Here is a 19617-nt window from a genome sequence, read left to right as displayed (position 1 = left end):
AAGCGCATGCAGTTTTTTGCCCTGGACAATTTTGCAGGACTGGTGAACCAGACGTTCGAGGTTGCGCTGGGCGATGTGGGAAACACCGCGTTCGTGCTGGTCGAGGCGCGCCCGTTGCAGCCGGGTGAGTCACTGCCGGGGCAGGTACGCGCACCGTTCTCGCTGCTGTTCCGCCACGAAGCGGCGATCGTGTTCCCGCAAAAGACCTACCCGATGCAGCATGAGGCGCTGGGTGAGTTCGGCATCTTCCTGGTGCCGATCGCGCGCGACCGCACCGGGTTCATCTACCAGGCGCTGTTCAACTGAGGGGCAGGCACATGCCGATGCGGCTGTCATCCGCACTGCTCTGGATGAATCCCAGACGGTGATACAGGCGCTGCGCGGCGGTGTTGTCGCGCAGCACGCTGAGCTGGATGCGGTGGCAGCCACGCAGGTGCGCCAGTTGCTGCACGTGGCCGAGCAGGGCGGTTCCCACGCCCTGGCCACGCACGGTGTCCAGCAGCAGGATATCCACGATGCACAGCGCATCATTTTCGGTATGTAGGTACAGGCGCCCCAGCGCGGCATCGTTGCGGGTCACGATCAGGAATTCGGGCTGCCGGTAGTGACTCACATAGTGGCAATGCTGAAGTTCGAACTGGCTGTCAAGGAAGGCCTGCCGGGACGGCGGTGGCCACGGCACTGCGGCCAGTTCGGCGTGGCGTGATTGATGATAAAGCGCGCGCAGGAAGGTCAGATCAGCTGCCTCGGCGCAACGCAGGGTTACCCCACAGGCATGCAACGGGGAGGTCGCCGCCACGACCGGTGGCGGCGACAGGGGAAACCCGGGCAGTGCCAGGTTCAAGGGCGTTGCGGGAACACCCCGCTCAACGCAATGCAGAAGTTCACCGTCAGGTAGGGCTGCCGGTTTTCATGCGGTTGGCTGCCGCCAGTGGGCACCACCATGGTCGGTGCAAAACTGGCATTGGACGGCGTGGTGTCGGCAAAGGGCGAGGTGGTGGTTGGAATGGTCACTGCATCGCCCTGCGCGGGTGTGCCGTGCAGCTTGGCTGGATCGCGTTGCGCGTACACGTTCATGGCGTGAGTGTGCGGTGGCATTTCCGTGGGCAACAGCGTCACCTGGGCAGTGCCAAAAGGCTCGCCCAGCGTGCGCAGAACGCCGCCCGCATTCTGTCCCTGGCTGGCGGCCGCGTTGCCTTGCAGGTTGGGCAGGCCGAACGTGGCGCGGCCATCGCCGCCAAAGTTCGTGCCCAACAGGGAGAACAGCGCGGTGTTCTGCTGGATGGGAAGAATCTGTCCGGTGCACATTGCCCAGCGGTAGGGCGCGAACTGGAAGCCGAACATCTGGATTTCGCCTAGAAACGGGTCAGTCATGGGTCAAATCCCTGTGGCAGTGCTGTGGTCCATGGTGGATAGGGCGAGTGTTCAACTCTGGCTCGGGTAGATGCCGTACATGCTGATGCAGTACCGCACTGTCAGGCTCGGCATGGTGTTGTCATGCGGCTGCGCACCGCCTGCAGGGCTGAGCATGCTTGCCGCCAGGGATCGGCTTTCAATCCCGGTGATGTCGGCGGTGTACATGGTGTCGCCACTGACCGCGCCCAGCACGGAGGCCGCCGTTGGATTCGGCGAGTTGGCCGCTGCAGTGGTGGCCAGCATGGCATGGCTGTGCGCGGGCAGTTGCGGCAGGGTCAAGGTGACGGTGTCGCTGCCGCCCAATTGGCCCAGAACCCGCGTGCTGCCGCCAGGCATCGTGCCTTGGTGGACCGGAACGCGTCCGCTCAGGTTGGGCAATGCGAAGGTGTTTACGCCGTCACCGCCGTAGGTGGTGCCGATCAGGGTGAACAGCGTGTCGTATTCGCTAATCGGTACCAGTGTGCCATCGCAGTCCAGCCAGCCAGCCGGGGCGAAGTTGTAAGGCAACAACCGGATCTCACCAATAAATGTTTCGCTCATTGCAGATCTCCGATCAGTTGCGCGAAGGGTAGATGCCCCGCAGCAGAATGCAGAAGTTAAGCACGCTGTAGGGCTGCATATTGTCGTGGGGCAGGGTCTGCCCGCTGCTGGAAAGTGTCGACGGATGCAGTGCCACCGTCTGTGCGTTGGACGGTCCGTACAGGTTGCGGCCCGCTTTTGCGTAAAGGTTGTTCACCGGCGTACGGGCAGTGCCGTCGTCGCTGGTGGCGATGGCGATGTGGGTGTGCTGCGGAATCTGGGTCGAGAGCAGCGTGACCTGTTCCGCACCTCCCGCGCTGCCGATCGGCAGATTCTGCGATTGCCCCACCGCTGCGCGCCCGCGCATGTCCGGCAGTTTGAAGGTGGTAACACCGTTGCCGCCATAGTAGGTTCCCAGCAGCGAAAACAGCGCCTGGTTCTGCGCGATCGGCAGCTCGCCTCCGTTGCATAAGGCGGTGTCTTTCCGCGCAAAACCGAATGAGCTGATGATTATCTGCCCCATAAATGCATCCGACACGGTGGCTATCCCCTTTCCCTGATTACCGCTCCCGCTCCTGACCCCAAGCGTGGCTGTACTGTTCATCAAACAGCACATACTTGACAAGTGCTCCCGCTACCCACCTACTACGCCCGCCGGGGGGCGTTTTCGTGGGGAAGTGCGGCCCTGGTTTCAGGGGATAAACTCATGGCACAGGGAACGTGGGTCCAGCGCGCAGCGCTGGCCGTGGTGAATCAGCTGTCGGCATTCAAACTGCGTCGCGTCATTATATTGACGCCACTGTGGATGGCGTTGCTGTGGTCGGCCAGCGTGCAGGCGGCCAATTGCCCGGATATGGTGGTCCCCGATGCGCGTACCACGCCGTCCACCTCGCCCATGGCCTCCGGCGGCACCATCGTCATCGATGCCAGCCACTGCGACTCCTTCGGCGGCATCGGTGGCAGCGGCCCGGGTGGCAATCCCAACAACTACAGCACCGCCCAAGGCCAGGTAAGCGTCAACCCGCTGACCAACCGGGTCACCTACACCAATAACGGCAGCGGCGTGTCGGTGGACACGTTCACCTTCAAGGATGACAACGGCGACAGCGTCAATGTCACCGTGAACATCGGCGCCGCATCATCCCCCATCACCGTGACGCCGGCCAGCGCGCCCAAGCCGATCATTGGTGGAAGCTACACGCTGCTCATGGGCAGCAGCGGCGGTACTGCTCCCTACACCTACACCCTGGGTGCGGCAACGCTGCCGCCGGGCATCACCTTCAGCAATGGCACCTTCTCGGGCTCCGCCAGTGGCGGCGGCACCTATTCGGCAACGGTGAATGTCACCGATGCTGCCAGCCTGACCACCAGCAAGGCCTACACGTTCGTGGTGGACACGCCGACCATCACCTTGCTGCCCCCGCCGACGATGACCGTGAACGTGCCTTACAGCCATCAACTGGTCGGGCAGGGCGGTACGGCGCCGTACACCAGCTTCGCCCGGGACACCGGCAACTTGCCGCCGGGCATCATCTTGAGTCCAACCGGCGTTCTGTCGGGCACCCCCACCGCAGTGGGCAGCTACGCGTCCTCCATCAGCGCCTTTGACAGCAGCACCGGCACCGGCCCTTACCGCGACGCAACGGCCTTCACGATGGTGGTCTCGGCGGCTCCCCCGATTATCATCGCGCCCACGACCTTGCCAAACGCTGGCGTGGCCACTGCCTACAACACCACGCTGACCGCCACCGGCGGTAACGGCGGGCCCTACAGCTATACGGTGGTCACCGGCGCACTGCCCGCAGGTATCACGCTGGCCACGAACGGCACCCTGAGCGGCACGCCGACGGCAGGCGGTACCTTCAACTTCACCCTGCGCGCTGCCGACACTGCCGGCAACACGGGGGCGAGCGGGTACACGCTGGTCGTGTCCGCACCGACAATTTCGATTGCGCCCACCACCTTGCCCACGCTCACCCGCAACGCGGCCTACAGTCAGACCATTATCGCTGCCGGTGGTACTGCGCCGTATAGCTATGCTGTGACCAGTGGCGCAGTGCCCGCTGGCGTCACACTCTCCCCGACCGGGGTACTGTCCGGCACGCCCACCACCGCCGGGGCCTACGCGTTCACCGTCACGGCCACGGACAGCAGTTCCGGCAGCGGCCCCTACACCGGTGCGCGTGGCTATAGCGGCACGGTGCAGCAGGACACCCCGGCGATCGGGCCGGCAACGCTGCCCGATGGCACCGCCGGGGCCGTCTACGCCCAATCGCTCACGGTCACGGGCGGAGCAGGGGCGCCGTACACATTTGCGATTGCCGGCGGCGCCTTGCCGGGCGGCCTGGCCTTGAATACCAGCACCGGGCAGATTTCCGGTACGCCCACTGCCGTAGGATCGTTCCCGGTGACTGTGCAGGTAACCGATGCCGGGGCCTTCACCGGGCAGCGGGTGTACACGATCACCATCGCCCCGCCCGTTCTTGCCATCACGCCGTCGGGCGCGACGCTGAACAGCCCTTACGGGTCCGTCTTCAGCCAGAGCTTCAGCGCCAGTGGCGGCACAGGGCCCTATGCCTATTCGCTGAGTGGTGCGTTGCCCAGTGGCCTTGCCTTCACTGCCGCTACCGGCGTGCTGTCGGGCACGCCCACCCAGACGGGTACGTTCCCCATCACGGTCAGCGTGACAGATGCGACCACGGGCGCAGGCGCGCCGTACGCGGCCAGCCGCAACTACACCCTTACGGTGTCCCCGCCCACCATCGCCATTGCACCGCTGACCCTGCCGTTCGGTGCTGCGGGCGCGCCGTATTCGCAGACCCTGACCGCCAGCGGTGGCGTGGCGCCGTACACCTTCCAGGTCGTTGCGGGCAGTCTTCCGGCCGGCGTGTCACTGTCGGCGTCCGGGGTGCTGTCGGGCACGCCAACGGCGGCCGGCACGTTCAGCGTGACCTTCCAGGCCAGCGATGCCAACCTGCAGACTGGCCAGCGTGCCTACTCCTCCAACATCGCTGCGCCCACGCTTGCGCTGTCGCCGGCAAGCGGCACCCTGTTGGCTGCATACGGAATGGCGTACAGCCAGAGCTTTACCGCCCTGGGGGGCAATGCGCCCTACACGTATTCCCTCAGTGGCACAGTGCCTTCCGGACTCAGCTTCAACAGCAGTACCGGCACGTTGTCCGGCACGCCGGTGCAGACCGGCAGTTTCCCGCTGACTGTCACTGCGACCGACAGCAGCACCGGCACGGGTGCGCCGTTCAGTGTCTCGGCCAATTACACGCTCAGCGTTGCGTCGCCTACCATCGTCATTGCGCCGGCGAGCCTGCCGGTGGGGGGCGTGGGCAGTGCGTACTCGCAGGCAGTGAGCGCCAGCGGCGGCATAGCGCCGTATACCTTCGCGGTCACCGCCGGTGCACTGCCGGCCGGTGTGACGTTGTCGTCCGCGGGCGTTCTCAGCGGCACGCCCACGGCGGGCGGCTCGTTCAACTGGACCGTCACGGCCACCGATGCCGGGAGCATGACGGGCGCGCGTCCCTACACCATGACGATCAGTGCGCCCACCATCGACCTCACGCCAACAACGCTCCCCGATCCCACCCAGGGCGCGGCCTACAGCGCGCCGCTGAGTGCCAGTGGCGGCACGGCGCCGTACACCTTCAGCATCGTCGGAGGTGTCTTGCCCGCCGGCATGACCCTCAACAGTGGCGGCACGTTGTCCGGCACGCCGACCAATGCAGGCCCGTATGCGTTCACTGTGCAGGCCAGTGACAGCAGCACCGGCGTCGGCCCCTTCAACGGCACCCGGTCTTACAGCGGCACGGTGCAGCCCGGCATTCCGGTGCTCAACCCGGCGACCCTGCCCAACGGGGCGATCGGTGCGGCGTACACGGCGGCCTTGTCGGTAACCCAGGGCGCGGGTGCACCGTACAGCTTCACTATCGTGTCGGGCGCGCTGCCCACGGGCCTCACCCTGAGCAGCGGTGGCGTGATTTCCGGTACACCCAACACGGCCGGTTCGTTCACCGCCGTGGTGCAGGTGACCGATGCGGCTGCGCAGAACGGGCAACGCAGCTACACCATCACCATCGGCGCGCCCACCCTGACCCTGTCGCCGGCGGCCGGTACGCTCAACGCCACCTACGCAGCGGCCTACAGCCAGGCGTTCAGCGCAGGCGGTGGCGTCGCGCCTTACACGTATGCCGTAACGGCCGGTACGTTGCCCACCGGGATGTCGCTGGCGGCGGCCACCGGGACGTTGTCGGGCACGCCCACCCAACCTGGTTCGTTTGCGATCACGGTGACCGCGACCGATTCCAGCGGTGGCGCAGGCGCACCCTTCAGCATCAGTCAGAACTACAACGTGGTCGTCGCGTTGCCCACCATCGCTGTTGCGCCGACGACTGTCCCCGGCGGCACCGTGGCCATTCCGTACTCGCAGACCTTGTCCGCCACTGGCGGCATCGCCCCGTATACGTTCGTGGTCAGTGCCGGCGCACTGCCGCCCGGCATGAGTCTGTCCGGCGCTGGCGTGCTGTCGGGCGCGCCGACGGCCAGTGGCACGTTCAACACCACCGTGACGGCCACCGATGCCAACGGCCAGACCGGCGCACGGGCGTATGCCGTGCAGGTTGCTGCGCCCACCATCGTCGTGACCCCGGCAACGCTGCCATCGCCGGCGCAGGGCCTGGCCTACAGCGCCACCTTCAGTGCGAGTGGCGGCGTGGCGCCGTACAGCTTCTCGGCCATCGGTACGCTGCCGCCAGGCCTGTCGCTGACCACCGGCGGCGTGCTGTCCGGAACGCCGAGCGCACCGGGCACCAGTACGTTCACCGTGCTGGCCACCGACAGTTCGGGCGGCGCAGGGCCGCACTCCGGCTCGCAGAGCTACACGCTGAGCACCTCGGCCGGTCCGTCCATCGACCAGACCAGCGTGCCTGCCGCCACCGTAGGTAGCGCGTACAGCACCACGCTCTCCGCTACGGGCGGCACCGCGCCGTACAGCTTCGCCCTGGTCTCCGGTGCGCTGCCTGCCGGCATCGTGTTCAGCGGCGGCGGTGCGTTCAGTGGTACGCCAACCGATGCGGGCAGCTTCGCCCTCACCGTGCGCGTCACCGACAGCAATGGCGTCACCAGCCAGCAGAGCTTTGTGCTCTCGGCAAGCGCGCCCACGCTGGTACTGACACCGGCCGCGGGCAGCCTGCAGGCCGACTACGCGGTGGCCTATTCGACCACCTTTGCCGGCAGTGGCGGCACCGCGCCGTACACCTACACCGCCACCGGTGCGTTGCCTGCCGGTATCAGCCTCAATGCAGCGACCGGCGTGTTGTCCGGCACGGCCACGCAGAGTGGCAACTTCCCGATTGCAGTGACCGTGACCGATTCCTCCACCGGTGCCGGCGCACCGTTCCAGCGGATGCAGAACTACACGCTGGAGGTGGCCGCGCCCAACCTGGTGGTGACCCCGGGCAGCCTGCCCAACGCGGTGGTGGGCGTGGCCTACACGCAGACGCTTACCGCCAGCGGTGCGGTGGCGCCTTACACCTACACGCTGCAGGGCGGCAGCTTGCCCGCCGGGTTGCAGCTGGATGCGGCCAGCGGCGTGATGTCCGGTACGCCGGTCATTGCCGGCAGCAGCACGCTGACGGTGCGCGCCACCGATGCCAACGGGCAATCGGTGGACCAGGCCTACACGTTGACCGTGGATCCGGCGCAGATCGTGGTCGATCCGGCGGTGCTGGCCGCGCCGCAGGTAGGCCAGGCCTACCGGCATGCCTTCAGCGCCACCCGTGGCAATGGCAGCTACACCTGGAGTGTGGCCAGCGGCAGCCTGCCGGCCGGGTTGGCGTTGGCGGCCGACGGTGTGCTCAGCGGTACGCCCACCAGCATCGGCACCAGCACCTTCGTGGTCAGCGCGAGTGATGGGCAGAACTACGCCGGCACCCGCAGCATCACCCTGACCGTCAGTCAGGCGCAGGCCGTGGCGGCAGCGCAGACGGTGACGGTGCTGGCCGGCCAGACCATCACCTTCGATGCCACCACCGGTGCCAGCGGCGGGCCGTTCGACACCGCCGCCATTGCGGCTGCACCGGCTACCGGTAGTGCCAGCGTCGCCGGCCTGCAGATCAGCTACACGGCGCCGTTGGAGGCCAGTGGCACGGTTGGGTTCACCTACACGCTGGCCAACAGCAGCGGTGTGTCGGCCCCGGCGCAGGTGACGGTCACCATCAACCCGCAGCCGATCGCTGCCGCGCTCACGGCCAGTGGCCTGGCGGGCACCACCATCAGCGTGGAGCTCACCGAAGGCGCGCGCGGTGGCCCGTTCACTGCGGCCAACGTGGTGTCGGTGATGCCGGCCAACGCGGGTACGGCCACGGTGAAGGCAAGCGACGCCGGCTACCGGCTGGAGTTTGCCGCGGCGGGTGGTTATGCGGGCGTGGCGCAGCTGGTGTACACGCTGAGCAACGCCTATGCGACCTCCGCACCGGCCACGCTGGCGGTGACCATCACCGCTCGCCCCGACCCGACCAAGGACGTTGAAGTGATGGGCATCCTGGATGCGCAGGCCGATGCAACCCGTCGTATGGCCACCGGCCAGATCAACAACTTCCAGCGTCGTCTGGAGAGCCTGCATCGCGGCGGTGGCGACGGTTTCAGCAACGGCATCAGCCTGTCGTCGGCTTCGTCGGGACGGGCAGGGCAGCGCGGTAACCTCTCGGCCGTGGACCAGAGCCTGGCCGATTCCCTGCGCATGAACCTGATCGAGCCTGCGGCAGATCCTGCCGATGCCACGGCAGGCGATGCGACCCGCGGCACCGGTGGCCTGCCGGGCGGCATTGCGGTGTGGACCGGCGGCGCGCTCAGCTTCGGCAATGGCAACAACCGCAACGGCCGCAGCTCGGCGGACTTCACCACGTCCGGCCTGAGCATGGGCGCCGACACGCGGATCAGTGACGGCGTGGCGCTCGGCGCGGGCGTGGGTTACGGCCACGACAGTTCCGATGTCGGCAACAAGGGCAGCCACAGCAGCGTGGACAGCTACAGCGTGGCGACGTATGCCAGCTGGCGGCCGAGCCGCAACACCTACCTCGATGGCCTGGTGGGGTACCAGTGGTTGTCGCTGGACGCGCGGCGCTTCGTCACCGGCAATGGCAACACCGTGAACGGCAGCCGCGATGGCCGCCAGCTGTTTGCCTCGCTGGCACTGGGCTACGAGCATCGCAGCGAGACCCTGCTGCTGTCGCCATATGCACGACTGGACGTGGCCGACGCCACGCTGGACGGCTACACCGAGCAGGGCCGGGTGGGCGACACGCTGACCTATGACGAGCAGAAGCTGCGCACCAGCACCGGCAACCTCGGCCTGCGCAGCGAATACCTGGTACGCACCGACAGCGGTACCTGGCTGCCTGGCGCACGCATCGAGTTCCAGCGTGACTTCCAGGGCAGCAATGCCGCCACCCTGCGCTACAGCGACCTGTTGTCCGGCCCGGCCTATTCGGCGTCGCTGCGCGACCAGTCGCGCAGCCGCACGCTGCTCGGCATCGGGGCGCCGTTCCAGTCCACCTCCGGCTGGTTGTTCCGGTTCGAGTACCAGTTCCTGTTCGACAGCCAGGCGGGTGACGTGCAGTCGATCCTGATTGGCGCAGAGAAGAAGTTCATGCCGTAACCCAACGCGCGCTGCCGTCCTGACGGCAGCGCGCAGCGGTGTGGTTCGTGATCGGTTGCGCTGTGTGTTCCCTATGTTTCTGACATAGTGATGGCGTGTTCATGCAACACGGCGGGTTGATGCTGCATCCTCAGGAATTGTCCACGTCCCAGATTGGCCTGGCGTTGTCGCAGGCATGGGGCGTGCAGGCCAACATGGTGGTACAACGGCCGACCGGTGCCGATGCGGGCGCCACTGTGTACCAGGTGATCGCACGCGATGGCGCGCGGTGGTGGCTGAAGTGCCGGCGCTACGCGGTCGATGAGACCGTGTGGAAGGTGCTGCAGTACCTGCGCAGCCAGCGCGGCCTGGACGAGATCGCCGCGCCACAGCCCACCCTGGAGGGCGCCCCGGCACTGCGCATGGACGGCCTGCAGTGGACGCTGTTTGCCTATGTCGAGGGTCAATCCGGGTTCGAGTCGGCGCTGTCGCAGGCGCAGTGGCGGCGGCTGGGAGCAGTGCTGCGGCAGGTGCACGACACGCCCTTGCCGGATGACCTCCGCGCCGGGCTGGCGCAGCCCCATTTCGATGACGACACCGCGGTGGAGCGGGTGGGTGCGTGGCTGCATCGCACCGACGCGCGCTGGCCTGTGCGTGATGATCTCGCCGCGCAGTTCCTGCGCGCGTGGCAGCAGCATCGGCCGCGTATTGGCGAGGTCTGGCAGCGCTGCGCGCAGCTGCGTGAACGGCTTCAGAGCCGGGCATGGGCGCGGGTGCTGTGTCATGGCGATCTGCACGCCGGCAACCTGCTGCTGCGTGCCGACCAGGGGCTGTGCCTGATCGACTGGGACGACATGCTGCTGGCCCCGCGCGAGCGCGACCTGATGTTCGTCGGTGCGGGTGTGGGCGGGCGTTGGGGGCGCGATGACCCGCCGGGCTTCGGTGAGGGCTACGGCGAGGTGAGCATCGACCTCGAGCGCCTGGCCTATTACCGGCACTGGCGCATCCTGCATGACGTACAGGAGTTCCATGACCTGCTGTTGGAGCCGGGTGCCGCATCGCGCCCGCCGGCGCAACGGCGCCAGGCGGTTCGCTACATGGAAGAGCAGTTCGCGCCGGGCAACGTGGTCGACAGCGCGGCGCGCAGCTGGATGGCGGCCACCGGGCAAACGGGGTAACGCCATCCCATGGGTGGCTGCCGTGCGACCGGCATCGGGGTGGCTCTACTCGCCTGGTTTGGCGCCGGCTGATGCGGCCTGCGAGGCCGCGCGCCGCACCAGTACCGCTTCACGATGGGCGATGTAGGCATTGGCGCCCAGAATGATGCCGGCACCGATCACGGTCCAGCGGTCCAGGGTTTCGCCGAACAGCAGCCAGCCCAGCACGGCAACCAGCGGCAACTGCATGAAGCTGATCGGGGTCAGTGCGGAGACCTCGCCCAGGCGCAGCGCCCGCGTCCACAGCAGCTGGCCCACCGTGCCAAACAGGCCGGTGGCGGCCAGCCACACCCAGGCCATGCCGGTCGGCCACACCCAGACGAACAGCGCGGGAACCAGCGACAGCGGCACCCAGAACACGTAGGTGTAGAGCACCACGGCATCGGCGCTGTCCACCCGGGTCAGCTGCTTGATCTGGATCGCCACCAGCGAACTGAGTACCGCGGCCAGCACCGCCACCAGGGTGCCGGGGGTAAAGCTGGTCGAGCCCGGCCGCACGATGATCAGCACGCCGATGAACCCGATGATCACGGCCGCCCAGCGTCGCGCGCGCACGGTCTCGCCGAGCCACAGCACCGCGGCGATGGTGACGAACAGCGGCGTGGAGTAGGACAGCGAGATGGCCTGCGACATCGGCAGGTGGCCGATCGCCCAGAACGCGCACAGCATCGACGCCAGGCCGATCGTGCTGCGCAGCAGGTAGCGCGGCAGCTGCTGGGTCTTCAGCGACGCGCGACCGGGGCGCAGCAGCATCGGCACCAGGGCCATCAGGCCGAAGGCGTTGCGGAAGAACGCCACTTCCTGGGTGGGCACCGAGCGGGTGGCATAGCGGATGGCCACCGCCATCAGCCCGAAGGCCAGCGTGCTGCCCAGCATCAGCAGTGCCGCACGCATTGGAGTAGGGGCGGGCAGGGCGAGTGGCGGGGTCACCACTGCGCGCCGATCAGGCGCGGCTCCGGTTCGATCGGTACGCCGAACTTCTCCAGTACCGAGGCCGAGATCTGCCGCGCCAGCGCCAGCAGCTGCTCGCCGGTGGCGGTGCCATGGTTGACCAGCACCAGCGCGTGGTGCGGCGACACGCCGGCGTCGCCGTCACGGTAGCCCTTCCAGCCACAGGCCTCGATCATCCAGGCCGCCGACAGCTTGCGCCGGGTGTCCTGGTCGGCCGGGTACACCGGCAGGTCGGGGAAATGCTGCAGCAACACCTCCACCTGTTCCAGCGGCAGCACCGGGTTCTTGAAGAAGCTGCCGGCATTGCCCAGTACGTCCGGGTCGGGCAGCTTGCGGCGGCGGATGTTGATCACCGCGTTGGCCACATCGGCGGCCACCGGCAATTCCACACCCATGGCCTGCATCTCTTCCGTGATGCCGGCATAGCCCAGGCGCAGCGCGTGCAGCAAGGGCAGGCGCAGTTCAATCGCGGTGATCAGGTAGCGCTCCGGCATCTGCTTGAACACGCTGTCGCGGTAGCCGAACTGGCAGGCCTCGGGATCCAGCCGGACCCACGCAGCGGTCTCGCGGTCCCAGGCTTCCACGGTCTGGATGAACTCGTCCACCTGCACGCCGTACGCGCCGATGTTCTGGATGGGGGACGCGCCGGCCGTACCGGGAATCAACGCCAGGTTCTCCAGCCCGGACAGCCCGTTCTGCAGCGACCACATCACCAGCCCATGCCAGCTGACCCCGGCGCCGGCACGGACCACGGTGTGGTCGGCGCGGTGTTCGAGGATCTCGATGCTGCGGTTGGCAAACACCAGGACCGTGCCCTCCACGTTGCCGGCCAGCAGCACGTTGCTGCCACTGCCCAGCACCAGCAGCGGCGCGTCGGCGACCTGCGGCAGCGCCAGTACATCCGGCAGCAGCGACGGGTCGTGCAGCTCCAGCAGCTGTGCCGCGCTTGCCTCCACGTGGAAGGTGTTGAGCGCCTTCAGCGACGCGTTCTCAGTCAGGGTCCAGGCAGGCATTGCGTTACTCATAGGGGGGCAACCGCACCGCGGCTGGGGGCCTCGCGGCGTCGGCGGATGGCTTCAACGCAGTCCTGCACCAGGGCCGGGCCGCGGAAGATCAGGCCGCTGTAGCACTGCACCAGGGCCGCGCCGGCGGACATCTTCGCCACCGCGTCGGCACCGGACTGGATGCCGCCGACGCCGATCAGCGGCATCGACTCGGGCAGGCGTGCGCGCAACCGGCGCAGGACCAGCGTGGACTGGCCCAGCAGCGGCGCTCCGGACAGGCCACCAGCCTCCTGCGCGCGCGGGTCACCGGCCACCGCACTGCGGTCGATCGTGGTGTTGGTGGCGATCACGCCGTCCACCTTCAATTCGCTGAGCACGCGGGCGGCCGCATCGATGTCGCGATCGCTCAGGTCCGGCGCCACCTTGACCAGCATCGGCACGCGCCGGCCATGCTTGGCGGCGAGGTTTTCCTGGCTGTCGCGCAGCTGCGAGATCAGCTGGCGCAGCGCCGTTTCTTCCTGCAGCTCGCGCAGCCCGGCCGTGTTCGGCGAGGAGATGTTGACGGTGATGTAGTCGGCCAGTGGATACACCTTCTGCAGGCAGTGCTGGTAGTCGTCGAACGCCTGCTCGTTCGGCGTGTCCTTGTTCTTGCCGATGTTGATGCCGAGCAGCCCGTGGCGGCGCTTGGCCCGTTCAACATTGCGCACCAGTGCATCCACGCCGAGGTTGTTGAAGCCCATGCGGTTGATGATGGCCTGGTGGGCCGGCAGCCGGAACAGCCGCGGTCTCGGATTGCCTTCCTGCGGACGCGGGGTGATGGTGCCGATTTCGACGAAGCCGAACCCCAGCGCCAGCAGGGCATCGATGTGCTCGCCGTTCTTGTCCAGCCCGGCGGCCAGGCCAACCGGATTGGGGAACTCCAGGCCGAAGGCCTTGGTGGGCAGCGGCGCGATACGACCGGCCAGCAGGGGCGTGGTGCCGGTGCGGTAGGCCAGCTCCAGGCCGTTCAGGCCAAGGCCGTGGGCGCGCTCTGCATCGAAGGCGAACAGGAAGGGGCGGGCAAGCGAGTACATGGCGTTCTATCAGTCCAGCGTGCCGACAAAGGCACGGGTTTGGTATTCAAAGGCAACCTGGCCGTCCACGGCGTGGGCATCGAACAACTGCTGCAGCGCCTCCAGCATCGGCGCATGGCGGGGATGGCCGGCCTGCGGCGCGTAGGACGAGGACAGCAGGCGCCCACGCAGGCCGTCGAGGTCCATGCGCTGCACGTTGGGGAAGCTGGCCAGGCCGCGCAGGCCCGCGCCGAACCAGGCGCGCATGGCGTCGTCATCCTGGTAGCGCTCGGCCACCTGGGTGTAATCGGTGCCGAACTCCAGCAGCAGTTGCTCGTAGCCGATCAGGAACGGCGAGGCGTCCAGCAGGCGGGAGTTCCAGAACACCAGCGCCATCCCACCGGGATGCAGGATGCGCGACCACTCGCGGCGCACCGCGGCGGTATCGAACCAGTGGAAGGCCTGGGCGGCGGCGACCAGACCAACGCTGTCGTCGGCCAGGGTGGTGGCCTCGGCGGTGCCGTCGACCAGTTTCAGGCGCAGGTAATCAGGGGTCAGCCACTGCTCGGCGGCGGCGCGCATGGCCGCATTGGGCTCCACCGCGATGACCGGGTGGCCGCTGGCCAGGAACAGACGGGTGGAAATGCCGGTACCGGCGCCGATATCGGCGACCAGGGTCTCGGTGGGCACGCCGATATCGTGATGCAGCCAGTCCAGCAGGGCCGGCGGGTAATCGGGGCGGTAGCGGACGTAGTCGGCGACGCGGCTGCTGAAGCGTTCGGTCGAATCCGATGCACTCATGGGGACCTCACGATTGGGATGCGGCAAACAGGGCCAATCCACCGAAGAAGAGCACGAAACCCACCACTACCAGGATGCTGCCGATCACCGCCAGCCAACCCAGCACCAGTCCGGCGACCGCCAGGCCGTCGCCTTCCAGCGCCTGCGGCTGGCGGCGGATTTCCGCGCGTGCCATGTGGCCGGTGACGATGGCAATGAGACTGCCGAGAAACGGAAAGACCGTCCAGCCGACGATGCCCATGATCAAGCTGACTACGGCCAGCGAGCTGGTCTGTCGATAGGGCTGGTTCATCCGTTTCCTCCATGGCAGAGCGCCCATGATAGTGCCTGCGCCGGGATTAGCCCATCGGCGCGGGCGGCGTGCAACCCGGCAGGCCTCAGCCCATCAGGACCTGGCCACCATCGACGTTCAAGGTGTGGCCGGTGATCCAGCGCGCCAGCGGCGAGCACAGGAACAGGGCGGCATCGGCGATTTCCTTCGGCTGGCCGAAGCGACCGAACGGAATTTTGGCCAGCGTGGCGTGGTACAGCGCCGGGTCGTGCTCGCGGCGACGGGCCCACAGGCCGTCCTCGAACTCGATCGAGCCCGGGGCAATGGCATTGACGCGGATCCGCTGCGGGGCCAGCGCCAGTGCCTGGGAGGTGGTGTAGTGCATCAGTGCGGCCTTGGCCGCGGCATACGGAGCGGCGCCCGGTCGCGGTTGCAGCGCGGCGATCGAGGCCAGGTTGAGGATGCAGGCGTCGCTGGACTGCTGCAGCCAGGGCAGGGCCAAACGCGAGGCGCGTACCGCCGACATCAGATCGATGCCCAGACTGGCTTCCCAGCCGGCTTCATCGTCGGCCATGCCGTAGCCGGTGGCGTTGTTGACCAGCACATCGATACCGCCCAGCGCGTGGGCGGCATCGGCCAGCCAGCGGCCGATGTCGTCCAGCACCCCGAGGTCGGCCGATGCGGTGTGGATGTCCAGGCCCAGGGCCTGGGCATCGGCGCGCAGCGCGGTGAGCCCGGGCTCACCGCGGGCGCAGACCGACACGCGGGCGCCCGCCGCAGCGAACGCCAGCGCCATGGCGCGCCCGATGCCCTTGCTGCCGCCAGCCACCAGTACCCGGCGGCCGGCGAAATCCAGCGAAGGGGCAGCGGGCGTGGGCATCACAGGTCGAACTTGATGCCCTGGGCCAGCGGCAGCGAATCGGAGTAGTTGATGGTGTTGGTCTGGCGACGCATGTAGACCTTCCACGCATCCGAGCCGGACTCACGGCCACCGCCGGTGTCCTTCTCGCCACCGAACGCACCGCCGATTTCCGCACCGGAGGTACCGATGTTGACGTTGGCGATGCCGCAGTCCGAGCCGGCCGCCGACAGGAAGCGCTCGGCCACCTTCAGGTTGGTGGTGAAGATCGACGAGGACAGGCCCTGCGGCACGCCGTTCTGCATGTCGATGGCTTCGTCCAGGGTGCTGTACTTCATCACGTACAGGATCGGGGCGAAGGTCTCGTGCTGGACCACTTCGTCGCTGTTCTTCAGGCCGGTGACGATGGCCGGCAGCACGAAGTTGCCGGCGCGGTCGATGCGGGTGCCGCCGGTTTCCACGGTGCCGCCGCTGGCCTTGGCCTTCTCGATCGAAGCCAGGAACTGCTGCACGGCGCCGTCGCTGTTGAGCGGGCCCATCAGGTTGGCCGGGTCGGTCGGGTCGCCGATCTTGCCTTCCACCTGCTTGTACGCCTTGACCAGCGTGGCCAGCACGTCGTCATGGATGGATTCGTGCACGATCAGGCGGCGGGTGGTGGTGCAGCGCTGGCCGGCCGTGCCGACCGCGCCGAACACGATGCCCGGGATGGCCAGCTTAAGGTCGGCGGTTTCGTCCAGGATGATGGCGTTGTTGCCGCCCAGCTCCAGCAGGCAGCGGCCCAGGCGGTGGGCGACCTTCTCGGCGACCTGGCGGCCCACCTGGGTGGAGCCGGTGAAGCTGATCAGCGGCACGCGCTTGTCGGCCACCATCTTCTGCGACAGCTCGGTACCGGCGTCGTTGATCAGGAAGAAGATGTCCGGGAAGCCGGCGCCGCGCAGCGCTTCATTGCAGATGCGCATGGAAGCGATGGCGGTCAGCGGGGTCTTGTTGGACGGCTTCCAGATGCACACGTCGCCGCAGATCGCGGCCAGGAAGGAGTTCCAGGCCCACACCGCGACCGGGAAGTTGAACGCGCTGATGATGCCGACCAGGCCGAGCGGCTGGTACTGCTCGTACATGCGGTGGCCGGGGCGCTCGGAATGCATGGTGTAGCCATAGAGCATGCGGCTCTGGCCCACGGCGAAGTCGGCGATGTCGATCATCTCCTGCACTTCGCCGTCGCCCTCGGGCTTGCTCTTGCCCATTTCCAGCGCGACCAGCGAGCCCAGTGCGTCCTTGTGGGCGCGCAGCGCTTCGCCGCACAGGCGCACGGCTTCGCCACGGCGTGGGGCCGGGGTGGTACGCCATACCTTGAAGGCTTCCTGGGCGCGGGCCACGATGGTTTCGTAGTCGGCGTCGGTGGTGGCGTGGACCTGGGCGATCGCCTCGCCGGTGGTCGGATTGACCGGGGTGATCAGACCGGCGCTGGTGGCGGTGGACCACTCGCCATTGCCGAGGTAGGTGCCAGCGTTGGTCGCGTCCAGGCCGAGGGCCTTGAGCAGATCAGAGGACATGCAAACTCCTGTTGCGTATCAAAAAGGGCGCAGCCGCTGGCAGGGTGGGGGTGCGGCATGCAGAACACGGATTTTAGCAGACCGGCGCCATATGCCCGTACCCGGGCCTGGCACGCAGCCGCTAGAATGGGCCATTGACCGCAAGCGGCTTCAGTCGTGGTCGGTCGTCTTGCCCCAGGAGTCTGAATGAACGTTACCGTTGCGGAAGGTGTGGTGGTCGGCAATCGTTTGCCGTTCGTGCTGTTTGGCGGCCTCAACGTGCTGGAAGACCTCGATTCGACCCTGCGTGCGGCCGAACACTTCACCACGGTTACCGCCAAGCTTGGCATCCCGTATGTCTTCAAAGCCTCGTTCGACAAGGCCAACCGCTCGTCGATCACGTCCTTCCGGGGCGTTGGCCTGGAGGAGGGGCTTCGCATCTTCGAGGAGGTCAAGCGTCGCTTCGGCGTTCCGGTGATCACCGACGTGCACGAGGTCGCCCAAGCGGCGCCCGTTGCCGAGGTCGTGGACGTACTGCAGATACCCGCGTTTCTCGCGCGTCAGACCGACCTGGTGGTCGCGATCGCCGAGACCGGTCGCGCGGTCAACATCAAGAAGCCGCAGTTCCTCAGTCCCACCCAGATGAAGCACATCGTGCCCAAGATCCGTGAGGCGGGCAACGAGAACATCATTCTTTGCGAGCGCGGGGCACAGTTCGGCTACGACAACCTGGTCGTGGACATGCTCGGTTTCCGCGAGATGATTGAATCGACAGGCGGGCTGCCGGCGATTTTCGACGTCACCCACAGTCTGCAGCGCCGCGATGCCGGCAGCGAGGCGTCCGGTGGTCGTCGCCGTCAGGTTGCAGAGCTGGCGCGTTCAGGCATGGCCCTCGGCATTGCGGGCCTGTTCCTCGAGGCGCATCCCGATCCGGATCATGCGCGCTGCGACGGCCCGAGTGCCTTGCCGTTGGCTGCGCTGGAAGCCTTCCTGGGTCAGATCAAGGCCGTGGATGAACTGGTCAAGGGCTTCCCGGAACTGGACATCGGCTGATCCAGTCCGGGTAAGGGCGGCCCTGGGATCAGGGCTGCCTTTCGGCATTGACTGCTGCCTGCTCCAGCGGCGGGCTGTCGGGAGACCAGTCAGGCGGGTCACGATGCCAGCGCCATGCGCTTTCGATGATCGGGGTCAGTTCCGTCCAGCGTGGTCGCCAGCCAAGCAGTTCGCGCGCCTTGGTACTGGATGCCACCAGTGAGGCCGGGTCGCCCGCACGGCGCGGGGCCATGGTGCATGGGATGGGGGCGCCCGCTACGGCTGCCGCCGCAGCGATGACCTGCTTTACCGAAAAGCCGCGGCCGTTGCCGAGATTGAAGGCATGGGCGCCCTCCTGGTGCTTCATGAATTCCAACGCCAATGCGTGGGCTTGGGCAAGGTCCTGGACATGCACATAGTCGCGCACGCAGGTGCCGTCGATGGTGTCGTAGTCGCTGCCGAACACCTTCAGTGGCGGCCCCTTGCCCAAGGCGGTACGCAGGACGTTGGGTATCAGGTGTGTTTCACACGCATGCGCTTCGCCGATCCCGTGTTCGGGCAGGGCACCCGCGGCGTTGAAGTAGCGCAGGGTCACTGAGCGAAGGCCGTAGGCTGTCGCGGCATCGGCCAGGAAGCGCTCGGCCATCAGCTTGCTGGCCCCATAGGGGTTGATCGGCGCCGTGGGGTGCTCCTCGTCGATCACGGCGGTGGCCGGGTGGCCAAACACTGCTGCGGTCGACGAGAAAACCAGCTTATCCACCCCGTGCTGACGCATCGCCTCGAGGAGGTTCAAGGTGCCGGTAACGTTGTTGCTGTAGTAGCCATAAGGATCGGCGACCGATTCGCCGACCAGTGACCGCGCACAGAAGTGCATGACCGCGTCGAAGCGTCGCCCGTGGAAGGCTCGCTCAAGCGCTGCGGGATCCATCAGATCCGCCGTAATGAGTTCGCCCCAGCGCACGGCTGCGCGGTGCCCGGTTGAAAGGTTGTCCAGCACCGTGACCCTGTGGCCATGTTCGACCAACCATTGGGCCATATGGCTGCCGATGTAGCCGGCGCCGCCGCAGATGAGTACGTCCTGCAAAAGAGCTCTTCCTTGAGTGCTGGAGGGCGCCGGGCAGTTGCCCGGGCGGATCGTGGGGATGGGATGTTAACAGACCGACTTGCCCGCCTTGCAGGGCCGGGCTCAAGGGTGGCATGCGTCGTGACGAGCCTCTTCATGAAGCGGCAGGCGCATGTGCTTGGGTCGGCCCCTGCACAAACCGTGCCTATTCAGGCAGTCGGCTTCGCAAACGGCGAGAAATTCCGTTAAGTTCCG

The 19617-nt window shown here is 67.1% G+C and carries 16 protein-coding genes; 4 read left to right on the top strand and 12 right to left on the bottom strand.

Annotation, left to right across the window (positions count from 1 at the left end):
• The first annotated feature begins 6 nt into the window (after positions 1–6).
• Positions 7–306 carry a DUF6916 family protein gene (locus AC1DCJ_RS00265; RefSeq protein ID WP_038688735.1) on the top strand — a complete coding sequence of 100 codons (300 nt, stop codon included), beginning with the start codon at positions 7–9 and terminating at the stop codon, positions 304–306.
• On the opposite strand, the gene AC1DCJ_RS00260 is transcribed toward AC1DCJ_RS00265, so the two are convergent.
• Genes AC1DCJ_RS00260 through AC1DCJ_RS00245 form a run of 4 tightly spaced genes read right to left on the bottom strand, consistent with a single transcriptional unit; the run spans position 299 to position 2458 of the window.
• Complete coding sequence (locus AC1DCJ_RS00260; protein ID WP_314402564.1) at positions 299–844, bottom strand: GNAT family N-acetyltransferase; 546 nt, start codon at positions 842–844, stop codon at positions 299–301. The genes AC1DCJ_RS00265 and AC1DCJ_RS00260 overlap by 8 nt on opposite strands.
• A complete protein-coding gene (locus AC1DCJ_RS00255; protein ID WP_137189310.1) occupies positions 841–1374 on the bottom strand; it encodes a phage tail protein in 534 nt (177 codons plus the stop codon). The genes AC1DCJ_RS00260 and AC1DCJ_RS00255 overlap by 4 nt, the downstream gene beginning before the upstream one ends.
• Before the next feature lie 51 nt (positions 1375–1425).
• Complete coding sequence (locus tag AC1DCJ_RS00250; protein WP_137189311.1) at positions 1426–1956, bottom strand: phage tail protein; 531 nt, start codon at positions 1954–1956, stop codon at positions 1426–1428.
• A 13-nt stretch (positions 1957–1969) separates the two neighbouring features.
• Positions 1970–2458, bottom strand: coding sequence for a phage tail protein (locus tag AC1DCJ_RS00245; RefSeq protein ID WP_478069809.1), 489 nt, complete (start codon positions 2456–2458; stop codon positions 1970–1972).
• Between the two features lie 183 nt (positions 2459–2641).
• Between AC1DCJ_RS00245 and AC1DCJ_RS00240 the strand changes: the two genes are divergently transcribed.
• Together AC1DCJ_RS00240 and AC1DCJ_RS00235 are read left to right on the top strand one after the other, a co-directional pair.
• Positions 2642–9601, top strand: a complete 6960-nt coding sequence (locus tag AC1DCJ_RS00240) for a putative Ig domain-containing protein (protein ID WP_478069808.1) — start codon at positions 2642–2644, stop codon at positions 9599–9601.
• Between the two features lie 137 nt (positions 9602–9738).
• Positions 9739–10758, top strand: a complete 1020-nt coding sequence (locus AC1DCJ_RS00235; RefSeq protein WP_478069807.1) for a phosphotransferase — start codon at positions 9739–9741, stop codon at positions 10756–10758.
• A gap of 45 nt (positions 10759–10803) precedes the next feature.
• On the opposite strand, the gene AC1DCJ_RS00230 is transcribed toward AC1DCJ_RS00235, so the two are convergent.
• From AC1DCJ_RS00230 to amaB, 7 genes are all read right to left on the bottom strand, one after another.
• Positions 10804–11691: a DMT family transporter gene (locus tag AC1DCJ_RS00230; RefSeq protein WP_478069806.1), complete on the bottom strand. Its 888-nt coding sequence runs from the start codon at positions 11689–11691 to the stop codon at positions 10804–10806.
• A gap of 32 nt (positions 11692–11723) precedes the next feature.
• Entirely contained in the window at positions 11724–12773 is a 1050-nt protein-coding gene (murB, locus tag AC1DCJ_RS00225) for a UDP-N-acetylmuramate dehydrogenase (protein ID WP_137189314.1), read from the bottom strand.
• Complete coding sequence (locus AC1DCJ_RS00220; RefSeq protein WP_137189315.1) at positions 12770–13825, bottom strand: quinone-dependent dihydroorotate dehydrogenase; 1056 nt, start codon at positions 13823–13825, stop codon at positions 12770–12772. Before AC1DCJ_RS00220 ends, murB begins: the two co-directional genes overlap by 4 nt.
• A gap of 9 nt (positions 13826–13834) precedes the next feature.
• Positions 13835–14605 (bottom strand): class I SAM-dependent methyltransferase, encoded by a 771-nt coding sequence (locus AC1DCJ_RS00215; RefSeq protein ID WP_137189316.1) that lies wholly within the window; start codon positions 14603–14605, stop codon positions 13835–13837.
• Positions 14606–14612: 7 nt separating this feature from the next.
• The gene (locus tag AC1DCJ_RS00210) at positions 14613–14897 is read right to left on the bottom strand and encodes a DUF4190 domain-containing protein (protein ID WP_038688720.1); all 285 of its coding nucleotides are present in this window, start codon (positions 14895–14897) and stop codon (positions 14613–14615) included.
• Between the two features lie 85 nt (positions 14898–14982).
• Positions 14983–15756 carry an SDR family NAD(P)-dependent oxidoreductase gene (locus AC1DCJ_RS00205; protein ID WP_478069805.1) on the bottom strand — a complete coding sequence of 258 codons (774 nt, stop codon included), beginning with the start codon at positions 15754–15756 and terminating at the stop codon, positions 14983–14985.
• Positions 15756–17288 carry an L-piperidine-6-carboxylate dehydrogenase gene (gene amaB / locus AC1DCJ_RS00200; RefSeq protein WP_128095711.1) on the bottom strand — a complete coding sequence of 511 codons (1533 nt, stop codon included), beginning with the start codon at positions 17286–17288 and terminating at the stop codon, positions 15756–15758. The genes AC1DCJ_RS00205 and amaB overlap by 1 nt, the downstream gene beginning before the upstream one ends.
• A 186-nt stretch (positions 17289–17474) precedes the next feature.
• Between amaB and kdsA the strand changes: the two genes are divergently transcribed.
• Positions 17475–18320, top strand: coding sequence for a 3-deoxy-8-phosphooctulonate synthase (gene kdsA / locus AC1DCJ_RS00195; RefSeq protein WP_478069804.1), 846 nt, complete (start codon positions 17475–17477; stop codon positions 18318–18320).
• A 28-nt stretch (positions 18321–18348) separates the two neighbouring features.
• Here the strand turns inward: kdsA and galE are convergent, their stop codons facing one another.
• Entirely contained in the window at positions 18349–19383 is a 1035-nt protein-coding gene (gene galE, locus AC1DCJ_RS00190; protein ID WP_478069803.1) for a UDP-glucose 4-epimerase GalE, read from the bottom strand.
• Positions 19384–19617: the final 234 nt, after the last annotated feature.

The sequence above is a fragment of the Stenotrophomonas sp. 10N36 genome (genome assembly GCF_056395005.1).
The sequence above is the reverse complement of the archived record's forward strand: the minus strand, read 5'-3'. Positions and strand labels throughout refer to the sequence as shown.

What these genes read in the sequence shown, in the direction of transcription:
- AC1DCJ_RS00215 (WP_137189316.1), bottom strand. Translation starts at nt 14,605, where the DNA reads ATGAGTGCATCGGATTCGACCGAACGCTTCAGCAGCCGCGTCGCCGAC.
- AC1DCJ_RS00255 (WP_137189310.1), bottom strand. Translation starts at nt 1,374, where the DNA reads ATGACTGACCCGTTTCTAGGCGAAATCCAGATGTTCGGCTTCCAGTTC.
- AC1DCJ_RS00250 (WP_137189311.1), bottom strand. Translation starts at nt 1,956, where the DNA reads ATGAGCGAAACATTTATTGGTGAGATCCGGTTGTTGCCTTACAACTTC.
- kdsA (WP_478069804.1), top strand. Translation starts at nt 17,475, where the DNA reads ATGAACGTTACCGTTGCGGAAGGTGTGGTGGTCGGCAATCGTTTGCCG.
- murB (WP_137189314.1), bottom strand. Translation starts at nt 12,773, where the DNA reads ATGAGTAACGCAATGCCTGCCTGGACCCTGACTGAGAACGCGTCGCTG.
- AC1DCJ_RS00265 (WP_038688735.1), top strand. Translation starts at nt 7, where the DNA reads ATGCAGTTTTTTGCCCTGGACAATTTTGCAGGACTGGTGAACCAGACG.
- AC1DCJ_RS00240 (WP_478069808.1), top strand. Translation starts at nt 2,642, where the DNA reads ATGGCACAGGGAACGTGGGTCCAGCGCGCAGCGCTGGCCGTGGTGAAT.
- AC1DCJ_RS00245 (WP_478069809.1), bottom strand. Translation starts at nt 2,458, where the DNA reads ATGGGGCAGATAATCATCAGCTCATTCGGTTTTGCGCGGAAAGACACC.
- amaB (WP_128095711.1), bottom strand. Translation starts at nt 17,288, where the DNA reads ATGTCCTCTGATCTGCTCAAGGCCCTCGGCCTGGACGCGACCAACGCT.
- AC1DCJ_RS00205 (WP_478069805.1), bottom strand. Translation starts at nt 15,756, where the DNA reads ATGCCCACGCCCGCTGCCCCTTCGCTGGATTTCGCCGGCCGCCGGGTA.
- AC1DCJ_RS00230 (WP_478069806.1), bottom strand. Translation starts at nt 11,691, where the DNA reads ATGCGTGCGGCACTGCTGATGCTGGGCAGCACGCTGGCCTTCGGGCTG.
- AC1DCJ_RS00210 (WP_038688720.1), bottom strand. Translation starts at nt 14,897, where the DNA reads ATGAACCAGCCCTATCGACAGACCAGCTCGCTGGCCGTAGTCAGCTTG.
- AC1DCJ_RS00220 (WP_137189315.1), bottom strand. Translation starts at nt 13,825, where the DNA reads ATGTACTCGCTTGCCCGCCCCTTCCTGTTCGCCTTCGATGCAGAGCGC.